This is a genomic window from Thermocrinis minervae, from assembly GCF_900142435.1.
Classification (GTDB): Bacteria; Aquificota; Aquificia; order Aquificales; family Aquificaceae; genus Thermocrinis_A; species Thermocrinis_A minervae.
The window spans coordinates 284,770-297,711 of sequence record NZ_LT670846.1 but is presented as its reverse complement, the minus strand read 5'-3'; the positions used below and the strand labels follow the sequence as shown (position 1 = coordinate 297,711).

The 12,942-nt window shown below is 46.2% G+C and carries 21 protein-coding genes; 13 read left to right on the top strand and 8 right to left on the bottom strand.

Going from position 1 to position 12,942, the window contains the following annotated elements; genetic code table 11:
- From B5444_RS01615 to B5444_RS07625, 4 genes are read right to left on the bottom strand one after another with little or no spacing between them, the layout of a single operon-like run.
- Entirely contained in the window at window positions 1–816 is an 816-nt protein-coding gene (locus tag B5444_RS01615; protein ID WP_079653509.1) for a lipoyl synthase, read from the bottom strand.
- Window positions 813–1,325 carry a ribosome biogenesis GTP-binding protein YihA/YsxC gene (yihA, locus tag B5444_RS01610; protein WP_079653508.1) on the bottom strand — a complete coding sequence of 171 codons (513 nt, stop codon included), beginning with the start codon at window positions 1,323–1,325 and terminating at the stop codon, window positions 813–815. The genes B5444_RS01615 and yihA overlap by 4 nt, the downstream gene beginning before the upstream one ends.
- Window positions 1,326–1,355: 30 nt before the next feature.
- Entirely contained in the window at window positions 1,356–1,649 is a 294-nt protein-coding gene (gene ahbB / locus B5444_RS01605; protein WP_079653507.1) for a siroheme decarboxylase subunit beta, read from the bottom strand.
- The gene (locus B5444_RS07625) at window positions 1,627–1,785 is read right to left on the bottom strand and encodes a hypothetical protein (RefSeq protein ID WP_154021714.1); all 159 of its coding nucleotides are present in this window, start codon (window positions 1,783–1,785) and stop codon (window positions 1,627–1,629) included. Before B5444_RS07625 ends, ahbB begins: the two co-directional genes overlap by 23 nt.
- Before the next feature lie 36 nt (window positions 1,786–1,821).
- Here B5444_RS07625 and B5444_RS01600 point away from each other — a divergent pair, with 36 nt between their 5' ends.
- The 9 genes from B5444_RS01600 to moaA all read left to right on the top strand — a co-directional run bounded on the left by B5444_RS01600 (window position 1,822) and on the right by moaA (window position 6,343).
- Entirely contained in the window at window positions 1,822–2,262 is a 441-nt protein-coding gene (locus B5444_RS01600) for an RrF2 family transcriptional regulator (RefSeq protein WP_079653506.1), read from the top strand.
- Window positions 2,263–2,288: 26 nt separating this feature from the next.
- Entirely contained in the window at window positions 2,289–2,411 is a 123-nt protein-coding gene (locus B5444_RS07790) for a hypothetical protein (protein WP_269456708.1), read from the top strand.
- Between the two features lie 43 nt (window positions 2,412–2,454).
- Window positions 2,455–2,586 (top strand): hypothetical protein, encoded by a 132-nt coding sequence (locus B5444_RS07785; protein WP_269456707.1) that lies wholly within the window; start codon window positions 2,455–2,457, stop codon window positions 2,584–2,586.
- 15 nt (window positions 2,587–2,601) lie between these two features.
- Entirely contained in the window at window positions 2,602–2,751 is a 150-nt protein-coding gene (locus B5444_RS07685) for a V4R domain-containing protein (protein ID WP_172838449.1), read from the top strand.
- A gap of 105 nt (window positions 2,752–2,856) precedes the next feature.
- Entirely contained in the window at window positions 2,857–3,264 is a 408-nt protein-coding gene (locus B5444_RS01590; protein ID WP_231967133.1) for a radical SAM protein, read from the top strand.
- Between the two features lie 9 nt (window positions 3,265–3,273).
- Entirely contained in the window at window positions 3,274–3,537 is a 264-nt protein-coding gene (gene nrdD, locus B5444_RS01585) for an anaerobic ribonucleoside-triphosphate reductase (protein ID WP_231967132.1), read from the top strand.
- 2 nt (window positions 3,538–3,539) lie between these two features.
- Window positions 3,540–4,913 (top strand): argininosuccinate lyase, encoded by a 1,374-nt coding sequence (gene argH / locus B5444_RS01580; protein ID WP_079653505.1) that lies wholly within the window; start codon window positions 3,540–3,542, stop codon window positions 4,911–4,913.
- Window positions 4,914–4,928: 15 nt separating this feature from the next.
- The gene (locus B5444_RS01575; RefSeq protein ID WP_079653504.1) at window positions 4,929–5,351 is read left to right on the top strand and encodes a molybdenum cofactor biosynthesis protein MoaE; all 423 of its coding nucleotides are present in this window, start codon (window positions 4,929–4,931) and stop codon (window positions 5,349–5,351) included.
- A complete protein-coding gene (moaA, locus tag B5444_RS01570; protein ID WP_079653503.1) occupies window positions 5,333–6,343 on the top strand; it encodes a GTP 3',8-cyclase MoaA in 1,011 nt (336 codons plus the stop codon). The genes B5444_RS01575 and moaA overlap by 19 nt, the downstream gene beginning before the upstream one ends.
- Here moaA and B5444_RS01565 read toward each other — a convergent pair.
- Together B5444_RS01565 and ispG are read right to left on the bottom strand one after the other, a co-directional pair.
- The gene (locus B5444_RS01565; protein ID WP_079653502.1) at window positions 6,340–6,675 is read right to left on the bottom strand and encodes a hypothetical protein; all 336 of its coding nucleotides are present in this window, start codon (window positions 6,673–6,675) and stop codon (window positions 6,340–6,342) included. The two genes, moaA and B5444_RS01565, sit on opposite strands and share 4 nt — an antisense overlap.
- Window positions 6,668–7,732 (bottom strand): flavodoxin-dependent (E)-4-hydroxy-3-methylbut-2-enyl-diphosphate synthase, encoded by a 1,065-nt coding sequence (gene ispG, locus B5444_RS01560; protein WP_079653501.1) that lies wholly within the window; start codon window positions 7,730–7,732, stop codon window positions 6,668–6,670. Before ispG ends, B5444_RS01565 begins: the two co-directional genes overlap by 8 nt.
- A gap of 147 nt (window positions 7,733–7,879) precedes the next feature.
- Between ispG and B5444_RS01555 the strand changes: the two genes are divergently transcribed.
- The 3 genes from B5444_RS01555 to B5444_RS01545 are packed head-to-tail and all read left to right on the top strand — an operon-like array spanning window position 7,880 to window position 9,535.
- On the top strand, window positions 7,880–8,977 hold the full coding sequence (locus B5444_RS01555) for a DEAD/DEAH box helicase (protein ID WP_079653500.1): 1,098 nt from the start codon (window positions 7,880–7,882) through the stop codon (window positions 8,975–8,977).
- A complete protein-coding gene (locus B5444_RS01550) occupies window positions 8,974–9,213 on the top strand; it encodes a hypothetical protein (protein WP_079653499.1) in 240 nt (79 codons plus the stop codon). The genes B5444_RS01555 and B5444_RS01550 overlap by 4 nt, the downstream gene beginning before the upstream one ends.
- 34 nt (window positions 9,214–9,247) lie before the next feature.
- A complete protein-coding gene (locus B5444_RS01545) occupies window positions 9,248–9,535 on the top strand; it encodes a MoaD/ThiS family protein (RefSeq protein WP_079653498.1) in 288 nt (95 codons plus the stop codon).
- Window position 9,536: 1 nt separating this feature from the next.
- Here the strand turns inward: B5444_RS01545 and guaA are convergent, their stop codons facing one another.
- The gene (gene guaA, locus B5444_RS01540) at window positions 9,537–11,066 is read right to left on the bottom strand and encodes a glutamine-hydrolyzing GMP synthase (RefSeq protein WP_079653497.1); all 1,530 of its coding nucleotides are present in this window, start codon (window positions 11,064–11,066) and stop codon (window positions 9,537–9,539) included.
- 10 nt (window positions 11,067–11,076) lie between these two features.
- Window positions 11,077–12,153: an FtsW/RodA/SpoVE family cell cycle protein gene (locus B5444_RS01535; RefSeq protein ID WP_079653496.1), complete on the bottom strand. Its 1,077-nt coding sequence runs from the start codon at window positions 12,151–12,153 to the stop codon at window positions 11,077–11,079.
- A gap of 30 nt (window positions 12,154–12,183) precedes the next feature.
- Between B5444_RS01535 and surE the strand changes: the two genes are divergently transcribed.
- Entirely contained in the window at window positions 12,184–12,933 is a 750-nt protein-coding gene (gene surE / locus B5444_RS01530) for a 5'/3'-nucleotidase SurE (RefSeq protein WP_079653495.1), read from the top strand.
- Window positions 12,934–12,942: the final 9 nt, after the last annotated feature.

Here is a 12,942-nt window from a genome sequence, read left to right as displayed (position 1 = left end):
TTATTTTAAACCCCTCACATAGGAAGATCTGGCAAGAGGATGCGCAAAGATTTCCTTAAAGCCGAAGGACCTGGCACACTCTTCTATCTCTTTGAACTCTTCAAGCATGTAATGTTTTACTACTGGCATCTGCTTGTAAGAAGGTCTAAGGTACTGTCCTATAACGAGATGTTCAACGCCTACCTTCCTTAGGTCTTCAAAGGTCCAAAGTAGGTCATCCCTCGTCTCACCGAGCCCAAGCATGATGGCAGACTTCACAGGCTTTCCATAGGTAGAGTAAAACCTAAGGACTTCAAGGCTTCTGTCGTAATCCCCCTTAGGTCTTATAAGCCTGTGTAGCCTCCTTACCGTCTCTATGTTATGGGAAAGTATGTCTGCTCTAGAGCTTGCCACCGTGTGAAGGGCATTCACATCCCCCATAAAGTCTGGCGTTAAGACCTCCACATAGACTTCAAGCCTGCTTTTCAGAAAGTCCACACACCTCTTAAAGTGCGAAGCTCCGTAGTCTTGAAGATCATCCCTGTCCACAGAGGTTATAACCACATACTCTAGCCCGAGTTCCTTCACGGCCAGGAATAATCTGTAGGGTTCTGAAGGGTCGGGTGGGTACGGTCTTCCTGTTGCCACATGACAGAACTTACACGCCCTAGTACATACCTTCCCCAGTATTAGAAAGGTGGCATGACCCATCGAGAAGCACTCAGAGATATTAGGACATAAGGACTCTTCGCAGACGGTGTTTAGAGAATATTTCTTCAGTATGTTTATCACATGTCCTGTAATCTCCGAAGAAGGTGCCTTAACCTTTGGTTTCATAGCATAAGTTTTATTATCTCCTTTTTTCCTATACCTTCTTTTGCAGAAGTGACTACATACTCTACGCCTATTCTTTGAAGCTCAAATTTTACTCTTGATAGCTCTTTTTGGGATGCTTTGTCGCATTTGGTAAGTATTATCATCCTTTTGATACCCATATGATTTAGGTACTCTAACATCTGAAGGTCAAGCTCTGTAAGACCCACAACACAATCCACAAGAACAAAGACTATCTTTATGATTTCCTTGTACCTCTTAAAGTATTCTTCCATCATCTTCTTCCACTCTTGAAGCATGCTTCTGGATACTTTGGCGTAACCGTACCCTGGAACATCCACTACGTAGATCTTTTCTTCAAAAGGGTATAGGTATATGTTCCTCGTCCTTCCTGGCTCTTTGCTAACCCTGGCCACATTACGGCCAAATATCATGTTTATGAGAGAAGACTTACCTACGTTAGACCTTCCCACAAACACCACGTGAGGCAGATCAGTAGGCAAGTCCCTCATACCATCTGTAGAACTCCTCGGAGAAATATTCTACACGCTTTTTTTGAACTCCCTGGTAGAGAAAAGTATACGATAATCATCTATACCTAACTCCTTCGAAACTCTTTCCGCAAAGGTTTGAACTTCATGAGCTTCTCTCCCATGCACCATAGAGAAGAGGTTGTAGTGCCAGCTATCCGTGGTTGTCCTCTCATAGCAATGAGAGACTCCCTTAAAGCCCGCTAGGTAATTCCCTACCTCCTGAACTCTTTCCTCAGGTACCTTCCACACCACCATACCGTTGGCTGCAAAGCCTGCCTTCCTATGGTTGAGGATAGCACACACCCTTCTTAAAATCCTCCTTGAAGAGATATCTAAAGAGCTCCTCCTCCGAAAGTCCCACCCTAGGGGCCACGGATAGGAAAGGTTTTTCCACTAGAGGCACAAGTTCCTGTAAAGCTTTTAAGATGATATCAATCATAACCTTTTCCTCCGATTATGGGTGTAATATAAGACTATGATTTACTCAGAAACTGTTAAGTATGCACTGCTGGCCTTGTCGTATTTGGCGCTCAACAAGGATAGGCTCGTGAAGGTGGAGGAGGTAGCAGAGGCTCAGAGGATCCCAAAGCCCTTTCTGTCTAAGATATTCCATAAGCTGGCCAGAGAGCGTGTGCTCAAGTCTTTCAGGGGACCCACTGGTGGTTTTACCTTAGCTGTAGATCCGCAGAACATAACCATACTGGATGTCATAAGGTTTCTTGACGAAGAGTATAAGTTAGACTACTGCGCATTAAGACCCGGGAGGTGTGAGGAGTGGGAAACGTTCCCGTGCGCGGTGCACGACAAGTGGACTCATCTGAGGAATGAGATAATGAAGTACTTGAGTACAACGACCATAGCGGAGCTTGCACAGGTAGAAGAGAAGCACAGAAAGAATGCTACCTTATCACTATAAACCCCCTCCTTGGCTATCAGGTCTTTATGGAAAGATGTTGGGGCTGTCACCACATAACGGAGGATGCCTTCGGACCACCGCTAAAATGGGTGGCAAAGAACAGGGAACCTATAATAAGGAATTCCATGCCAAGGATGAAGCTAACTTAGGAGGAACTTTATGCTCTTATGAAGTTTATGGAGGTTCTCAAGGATGATAAACGCTGAGATGCTTTCTAAGATACGTAGGCCCCAGCTGGGGGAGGAAGTCCCCGTGCTTGTATTCAGAGCCTTTAGACTTTACACAGAACGCAGGAAGACAGCTTGGGAAAGATCTTGGAGCTAAGTTAAACCATGAGAGATAGGTAAGAGGATCTGTCACTTTGAGGTGGGTTTCGTAGCTGGTCTCTTGGAAACTCACCTAAACAAAAGGGTCAAGGCTTATGAGAGCAAGTGTAACGCGAACGGTGAGGGAATATGCCAGGTGGTTGTGGAACTTGGGAATGATTAGGATAACCTAGTACATAAGGGAGACATTAGTAGGGGTAAAGCCAAAACCCTTTGGAAGTGTTGTCCTTACTCTTCAGCAAAGCTGACCTCATGTGAAGATATAAGCTTGCAGGAAGCTCTAGAGCTTATCCAACAACTGAAGCTCGCAGGAGTTAGGTTTGTCATACTCTCTGGTGGTGAACCCTTACTCAGGGAAGACATCTTTTCCGTAGCAAAGGCATTAAAGACTGAAGGAATACACACTAACCTTTTCATCAACGGCCTTCTGGTAAGGGAGTTTATAATGGGAATAAGCGTAGACGGAACTCAAGAGGTACATGACCTCTTTAGAGTTAGGAAGAGCTCCTTTAAAGAATCGTTAGACTCTATAAGGCTGTGTCTTTCGGAGGGTATAAGGGTCGGTTTGAGGTTTACCCTCTCTGAGGGCACCAAGAGTTCTTTACCCTTCATCTTTGACCAAAGGTCTACGTATCTCACCTCGTGTACGCCGGAAGAGAAAAACTTTCCTCTCTAGAAAAGGCCTTTGAATGCGTGGAAAGTATTGTACCTGACAGCCAAGTTTATAAAGTTCGTCTTTGAGAACTATCCGGTGCCTTACATAACCGTAACGCCCACCTTCTCCGTCTGCGAGGACCATGGCTACATAAAAGGAGAACACTTCACATGTCCCCACTGTGGGAAGCCTACAGAGGTCTACTCAAGGGTGGTAGGTTACTACAGACCAGTACAAAGGTGGAACAGAGGCAAGCAGGAAGAGTTTAGACAAAGGCTTGAGTATAAAATTTAATCATGGAAAAGCCTTGGGAAGGAAGGTTTTCAGAAAAGACTGATGAGTTTGTAGAGAGGTTCACCCAGTCAGTAAGCTTTGACAGAAGGCTGGCCCTTGAGGATATACGACAGAGCATAGCCCATGTAAAGACCCTTCAGAAGGCCGGTGTGCTTACACAGGATGAAGCAAAAGCCATAGTTGAAGGACTAAACAAGATAGCAGAGGAGATAGAAAAGGGGGGCTTTGAATTCAAGGAGTCTTTAGAAGACGTACACATGAACATAGAGTTTGCCCTGGCCGAAAGGATAGGGCAAGTGGGGAAGAAGCTGCATACAGGTAGATCTCGTAACGACCAGGTGGCCACGGACGAAAGACTGCACATAAAGGGACAGATCTTGGAGATACTGGAGCTCCTTAAAGGGCTAAGGAAAGCACTTGTAAAGCTTGCACAGAACACCGTGGATGTAATCGTCCCTTCTTACACACACCTGCAGAAGGCCCAGCCCATAAGGCTTGCCCACTACTTCCTTGCATACAGGGAGATGTTCCTATGTGACGAGGAGAGGTTTATGCTTGCTTACAAGATGGCAGACAGGTCACCTTTGGGTAGCGGTGCGGTGGCTGGGGTGGATTTCCCCTTGGACAGGTTCTTCACAGCTCATGAGCTTGGTTTTAACAGAGTTCTGAGAAACTCCATACAGGCAACCGCCGATAGAGACTATATCCTGGATGTCCTTTACGCATGCGCCAGCACAGGCATGCATCTTTCAAGGCTAGCCGAGGATCTAATCCTATGGTCCTCCGAAGAGTTCGGTTTCGTAGAACTTCCAGACAGGTTGTGTACAGGCAGCTCCATCATGCCCCAGAAGAAAAACCCAGACGTGCTTGAACTTATCAGAGGTAAGACGGGAAGGCTCTACGGTAACCTCATGTCCTTACTTACCACTCTCAAAGGACTTCCTATGGCCTACAACAGGGACCTCCAGGAGGACAAAGAGCCCCTGTTTGACAGCTTGGACACGATAAAGGCCTGCATAAAGGCTATGACCCTAGTGCTCGATGGACTTACCATAAAAGCAGACAGGATGCAACAGCAAGCTGGAGGCTTTAGCCTTATGACAGACCTTGCTAACTACCTCGTGCAGAAGGGCCTTCCCTTCAGAGAGGCCCACTCTGTAGCCGGTAAGATAACATCTTACCTCCTCAAGGAAGGTAAAAAACCAGAGGAGTTAACCTTGGAAGAGCTAAAGAGCTTTTCCTCCCTTTACGAGGAGGATGCGCTAAAGCTTCTAGATCCAAGGGTATCGGCCGACAGGAGGAACACCTACGGAGGCACATCAAAGGAGCAGGTACAGAAGCAGGTAGAAATTGCAATAAGAGAAGAAGGACTTTAAATTTAAACCGGAGACATGGTACCTAAGGTATACATAGGCATAGAATGGTTCGGCATAGAGAAGGTTTTCTCTGAGTATCAAGTTCCTCCTGATTGTGGTGCCAGCGTTAGCTTCCTAGGTATAGCTAGGGCAGCGCCTGAGGACGGAGACGTTGTAGAGCTCCATTACGAAGCCTTTCCCGAGATGGCCATAAAAGTTATGGAGCAGATAAGGGAGGAAGCTATATCACAGTTTGGAGTTAAAGAGGTGTTTATACACCACAGGCTTGGTGTAGTGAAGGTGGGGGAGCCATCCTTCATGGTGGTAGTCTTTGGCGGTCACAGGGAAGAGACCTTTAAAGCCTGCAGGTACGCGGTGGATGAGGTAAAAAAGAGGGCACCCATATGGAAGAAGGAAGTGTTCAAGGATGGAAAGGGTGAATGGGTACTGGGAGCGTAAAGGATCTTCTGGGTAGAGAGCTAAGGGACCTGCGCATATCCGTCACAGACAGGTGTAACTTTAGATGCTTTTTCTGCATGCCAGCAGACGGAGATTACTCCTTTTTTCCAAAGGAAGAGATCCTTACCTTTGAGGAGATAGCCAGGTTCGTAAAGGCTGTATTACCCTTGGGGATAAAGAAGATAAGGATAACTGGCGGAGAACCCTTAGTGAGGAAACACCTTGAGAACCTCATAAGGCTTATCTCCGAGTTTGACGTAGATATAAGCCTGACCACCAACGGCTTTTTACTCAAAGAAAAAGCAAAAGCTCTTAAGGAAGCAGGTTTAAAGAGAGTAACTGTGAGCTTACCATCCCTTAGGGATGATGTCCTGTCTAGGATGGTAGGAAGGGATGTAAAGGTGAAGACCATACTGATGGGCATAGAGGAAGCCATCAAGGTAGGCCTTGTGCCTGTGAAGGTAAACGTGTGCGTGGTCAAGGGAGTAAACGATTCTGAGATCTTGGACATAGCCAAGTTCTTCAAAGGTATGGGTCTTACCGTAAGGTTCATCGAGTTTATGGATGTAGGCACTCTGAACGGATGGAGCCTGGACAAGGTTGTAAGTGCCAAAGAGATACTGAGCATAATACAGAAGGAGTTTGAGGTAGAACCTATAGGGAGAGGCTACAGAGGGGAGACTGCCCAGAGGTACAGGTACAAGGACGATGGCCTTGAGTTTGGCATAATAGCCTCCGTGACTGAGCCTTTCTGCGGCGACTGCAACAGGCTAAGGCTTACAGCAGATGGTAAGGTGCTTACGTGCCTTTTTGCTCAGGACGGCTACGACGTTAAAAGGCTCATAAGATCTGGAGCCAGCGACGAAGATATAAGGGAGTTTGTAAGGAGCGTGTGGTTATCGAGGAAAGACAGGTACTCTGAAGAGAGACTAACCCTCTTAAAAGAGGGAAAATCTCCAAGAAAAATAGAGATGTTCAAGGTGGGTGGCTAACCCTCCAAAGGTGTACACCTGTTTATGTTACCAAAACACTCAGGACATAGGTCAAAGAAGACCAAGAGGCCTAAGCCTCCTAGCATCATGTTTATCTGAGTGATTACTAGATTCTCCTGTCTTTCGGGAAGTATCTGATACTCCTCAAGTTTTTTACCGCAGTGTGTGACTCCTTCTTCCTGTCCCAGCTTGTGAAACTGAAAGACTACCCTCTTTGTCCTCCTACACTTCATCCACCTTGGTTTCAGGTCCAACATGACAAAATTAAGCGTGGCACCCTCTACAAGCTGAGCTTTTTGCATAAGCCTCTGATACTTTTCCAGCTCACTCATGGCCGTTCTCCTTGTATATCTCCTCTAAAAGGGCTTGGGCCATCTCTTCTTCCTTTACCATCCTTATAGGCTTGCCCTTCTTAAAGAGCCAGGCAAAACCCCTTCCACAGGCAAGTCCAAGGTCTGCCTCTCTGGCCTCCCCTATGGCGTTCACCACACAGCCCATTATGGCTATCTTAAGGGGTGTTTTCACGTCCTTTAACTTCTCTTTTACTTGAGATACCACCTTAGGAAGGTCCACCTCTATCCTACCACAGGTGGGACAGGACACTATCTCTGGTCCTCTCCTTCTTATACCCAAGGATGATAGTATGTAATAAGCTGTCTCCACCTCCACTACTGGGTCGTCTGTTAGAGATACCCTTACCGTGTCTCCTATACCTTTGTAAAGAAGTATACCTATACCCACAGAGGACTTGACTATACCCTGAAGGCCCATGCCAGCTTCTGTTATACCTATGTGAAGTGGCACATCAGTGTATTTGGCAAACATCTCGTTGGCCCTTATGTTCTCAAGCACATCGGAACCCTTTATGGAGACTTTGAAGTTGTAAAAGCCCCACTTTTCAAACTTCTCGGACCAACGCACAGCGCTTTCAAAGAGAGCCTCAGCGCACGGATAGCCGTACTTTTCAAGCAGATCCTTCTCCAAAGACCCCGAGTTTACGCCGATCCTTATGGCTACACCTTTGACCTTTGCCTCTTGGACTATATCCCTTACTATCTCCTCCTTTCCTATGTTGCCGGGGTTTATCCTAATGCCATGCACACCCTTATCCATGGAAAGGAAAGCATAAGAAGGTGCAAAGTGTATGTCGGCTATTACAGGAATAGGAGAGTTTTTGACTATGTCCGGCAATGCCTCCACGTCCTCTCTGTGTGGAACTGCAACTCTTACAAGCTCGCATCCTGCCTCATAGAGTCTCCTTATCTGCTGGAGAGTTTCCTCCACCTGATGGGTCTTGGTGGAGGTCATAGACTGCACCACTACGGGAGCGTCTCCTCCGATCTTTACCCAACCTACCTGTATCTGCCTTGTCTTTCTCCTTTCCAGCATGCTAAGACTATAAATTTAATATTTAAAAGCATGCAAGCCTAAACCTTATCCTCGATTTTACCAACCTAAGACAGTTCCATTTAATCGTTGACTTAAACTTCCAACTGGTTTAAATTTAGAGGCTTTACAGAACATAAGGAGGACACTATGGAATTTGACTTCTCACAACTAAGCGAACCGCTACGAAAAGCCCTAAAAGATCTTGGCTTCTCCCAACCTACACCCATACAGAAGGAAGCCATACCCCTAGCCCTCAAGGGTTATGACGTGATGGGTCAGGCACAGACGGGAACGGGAAAGACGGCAGCCTTTGGCATACCCATAATTGAAAAGTTAAGAAGGGAAGACGGTCTGAAGGCCCTTATTTTAACGCCTACGAGGGAGCTTGCCCTCCAGGTAAAAGACCAGCTCCTTTCCCTGTCCAAGTACAAAGGGCTGAGGGTTTTTGCCTTCTACGGTGGTAGGCCCGTGAAAGGAGACCTGGAGGCTTTGGACAAGTACAGCCCAAACATAGTGGTGGGAACACCCGGTAGGATAAAGGATCTCATCCTCAGAGGAGCTCTTGACCTTGGAAGTATATCCTTTCTAGTGCTTGATGAGGTGGACGTAATGCTTGACATGGGTTTCATAGAAGATATAGAGGAGATTATCTCCTACGTACCGAAAGAAAGACAGACCTTCTTCTTCTCTGCCACCATACCAAAAAGAGTCCAAGAGCTAGCCAGAAAACACCTAAGAGAAGGCTACAAGTTTGTGAAGGTGATAAGCCCTGAGCTAAAGCCAAGGATAGAAGAAAGGATCATAAGGCTAAACTCATCTGCTCAGAAGTTGCACGAGCTTGAAAGGATATTAAGAGAGCACAAGCTTGAAAAGGTCATAATCTTCGTAAAGACCAAAAAAGATGCAAAGGAACTAAGCCAAAGGCTCCAAGAAAAGGGCTTTAGGGTTTGCAGCTTGCACGGTGATATGACCCAAAGGCAGAGGGAGTACTCTCTTAGGCTTTTCAGGGAAGACAAGGTAAGGGTGATCGTGGCTACGGATGTAGCATCCAGAGGATTGGATATAAAGGGGGTCAGCTTGGTGATAAACTACCATGTTCCTGAAGACCCAGAGGTTTACATACACCGTATAGGCAGGACAGCGAGGCTTGGTTCCTACGGTAAAGCCCTAAGCCTTGTGACACCAGAGGACAGTAAGTCCCTCTGGAGAATAAAAAAGTTGAAGGAGAGCTATCAGCAAGCATGAGGAAAGGAAGACCGCTTTTGCCACAGGAGATGGAACTTTTTCAAAAGGCTTTGGGGATAGGACCTCATAACTTCTGGCGGTGGTCCTCCCGCACCAGAAACTTCAAACTCCTTACAGACGGAGAGTACGTATGGGTAGAGGGCAGCGAAGAGGATATAGGCAAACCCAAGCCCCTAAACGAAGCTACCTGGTGGAGCTGGGAGTTTATAAGGGAAAAGCTCAAAGAGCTAAGCTAAAGAGGTTATAATATACTACCTCAGGAGGTACAGCATGCCTATAGTGGTGAGAGTCCCTACACCTTTAAGAAGGCTCACTAACGGTCAGGGAGAAATATCTGTAGATGTAGAAGGCCCCATAAGCCTAAGCGAACTAATAGAGAGGTTAGAGGGTATGTTCCCTGGTGTAAAGGAGAGACTCCTGGACGAGAACGGAGAGATAAGAAGGTTCGTAAACCTCTACGTGAACGATGAAGATGTAAGATTTCTACAAGGTGTACAAACTCAACTAAAGCCTGGGGATGTGCTTTCCATAGTGCCAGCCATAGCCGGTGGACTTTGACCTACTCCCATTCTATGGTAGCTGGTGGTTTTGATGATATGTCGTAGACGACCCTGTTTATGCCCTTGACCTCGTTTATTATCCTCCTCATGACATGGTCTAAGAATTCATAGGGAAGTCTGGACCAGTCTGCCGTCATACCGTCAGTGCTGTCCACCGCTCTAAGCCCCACCACCCTCTCGTAGGTCCTCACGTCTCCCATAACTCCTACACTTTTCACAGGTAGCAGCACGGCAAAGGCTTGCCATACCTTATCGTAAAGTCCCCATCTTTTCAACTCTTCTATGAAGATGTAGTCCGCTTCTCTCAGTATCTCCAGGTCTTCTTTCTTTACCTCTCCGAGTATCCTTATAGCCAGACCAGGGCCTGGGAAGGGATGCCTCTTTAGGATGTTCTCGGGAACCCCTAAAAGCTCTCCTACCTTCCTCACTTCGTCCTTGAAGAGCTCTCTTAAAGGCTCTAGCAGCTTTAGGTTCATCCTCTCTGGAAGCCCGCCTACGTTGTGGTGGGTCTTTATAACCTTTGCTCCTTCAATACCAGCACTTTCCACAACATCTGGGTAGAGAGTTCCCTGTAGCAGATACTCGGCCCCGAACTCCTTGGCTTCTCTCTCAAAGACTTCTATGAAGGTATGCCCTATTATCTTTCTCTTCTGCTCTGGATTCTCCACACCTTTTAACCTTTCAAGGAAATACTCGCTAGCGTCCACCTTCTTAAAGGGTAACGAGAGCTTTTTAAAGGACTCTTCCACCTCCTGAGATTCTCCCTTTCTAAGAAGGCCGTGGTCTACGAAGATGCAGAAAAGCCTATCACCTATGGCTTTGTAGGTAAGGACTGCAGCTACTGTAGAGTCTACTCCACCAGACAGAGCACACACCACTTTTGAATTGCCCACCGTCTGTCTTATCTCTTCAACTTTATGCTGTATAAAGTCTGGCATCTGCCAGTTTACTTGAGCTTTGCAGACCTCAAAGAGGAAGTTACCCAAAAGTTCTTTGCCATAGGATGTGTGTGTCACCTCCGGATGGAACTGAACGCCGTATATGGGTCTCTCTGAATGTCTTATAACTGCATAGGGAGAGTTTTCAGAAGATGCTAGAGCTACAAACCCTTCCGGAAGAACACTCACCTTGTCTGCATGGCTCATCCAAACCTCAAACTCCTTAGGAAGACCTTTGAAGAGAGGATCTTCTTTTAGCACCCTCAGGGTAGCCCTACCGTACTCTTGCTTTTGGGCCCTTTCTACCTTACCACCCAGCATATGCACTATGGTCTGAAGACCGTAGCATATGCCCAGTATGGGTACTCCCAGGTCCAATATCTTTGGGTGGGGTAAGGGTGCTCCCTCTTGGTACACAGAAGCCGGTCCACCTGAGAAGATTATCCCGTAAGGGTTTAACCTTTCCACCTCTTGTGGGTCTATGTAGTAGGGCACAATCTGACTGTAAACTCCAAGCTCTCTTATCCTCCTGGCTATGAGCTGCACGTACTGAGATCCAAAGTTAAACACTAGGACAGGTCTACGTGACATAGATTATGTATTATACTGTGTACTTCTTTATGACCATGTTGCACAAACCTACCATAATAGTAGACATAAGCAGGTTAGAAAGACCGTAGCTTAAGAAAGGCAAAGCTATACCCTTGGACGGAAGAAGATTCGTAGCCATGGCCAGATTCCACAGGAAGCTGAGGGCAAAGCTTGAAGCGCAGCCAAAGAGCAGGAGTTTTCCAAAGATGTCTTTTACCCTTATAGACATAACCATCAGGTAACCGACTAAATAAGCGTACACTAAAGACACCATTAAAACACCCACAAAACCAAACTCTTCAGCTATAAGGGCTATTATGTAATCTGTGTCCGCAAGAGGTAGTCCACCCTTTAGCTTCTGAACACCCTGTCCTATACCAGTACCAAAAAGCCCACCATGGGCAAAGGCGTAAAGGGACTGTATTATCTGATAGCCAGAGTCCGTAGGATCGGAGAAGGGATCCTTCCATGCCAAAACCCTTTCTTTGACGTATCCACCACGCAGGAAAGGAAGGCTCAGAAGGACAAAGCCCAAAGTCACCGGTAGGTACACCTTCGCAGGCATACCACCAGCGAAGAGGATAAGCAGGGTAAGGGTCATTATAGAAACAGCACCTCCTTTGTCAGGTTGTAAAAAGAGAAGCACGGCGTTTAAACCTACAAGGAAGCTTGCCCAGAAGATGTACCTAAACTCCTTAGCACCACCTTTAGAGTAAACATAGTAGGACAAAAACACTATCACAGATAGCTTGGTAAACTCCAAGGGTTGTATACTACCACCAAACAACCATCTGTTTACAGCCTTACCTGTTAATAGCTTATTGATAAGGACGAGTACAAGCATAAGTGTGGAGAAACCTATAAAGAGATAGGCTATCCTTTTATTCTTTAAAACTGAATAGTCAAATTTTTTTTCTAGATAATTTACAAAAACAAAGGCAGTGAGAAAGACAGTAAGCTGTAAGAGCGGCTTCTTTAAGACATTAAGGCTGATAGATCCAACGTACAGACTTGGTAAAACATGGTAGATAATAAGGGCAAACTCACCCATCGCGAATAGGATAAATACAGGCAACCACAGACTCATTTCTAAAGTAGCATTTTAAAATATTTTTGTATGCCTGTATTTCTACTGACAAACGATGACGGTTACTTTTCAGAAGGTATAAAAGCCCTAAGGGAAGAGCTGAAAAAGCTTGGAAGGGTTATAACGATAGCGCCAGATAGAAACCTAAGCGGAGTGGGACATTCCCTTACTTTTACAGCACCACTGCGTATGAGAAGGGTAGACGATGACTTTTGGACGGTAATAGGAGGCACTCCAGCAGACTGTATACACCTGGGCTACTATGTGCTGCTGGACGGTAAAGCTCCCGACCTTGTATGCTCGGGTATAAACGAAGGACCAAACCTAGGTGAAGACATAACCTACTCAGGTACTGTGTCAGGAGCCATGGAAGGTAGGATACTGGGCATACCATCTGTAGCTTTTTCCGTATTTGGAGAAAACCCAGACTTTAAAGAAGTTGCCAGAGTATGCCTTGACGTGGTAAAAATGGTTCTGGAGAAAGGTATGCCGGAGGATACGTATCTGAACGTAAACGTTCCAGCCTTGCCAAGAGATGAAATAAGGGGTTTTATGATCACAAGGCAGGGAAGAAGGGCGTACGTAGAAAAGGTCCTCAAACTTTCAGACCCTGCAAGAAAACCCCTGTACTGGATAACTGCAGAAAAGTTTGGTTGGAGTTTGGAAGAAGGCACAGATTATTGGGCTGTTTACCACGGCTACGTTTCTATAACTCCTCTGCAGCTTGATCTTACAAACTACAGGGCACTCGAAATCCTTAAGAAGACGTGGCAGGCTTAGGTTAAAATA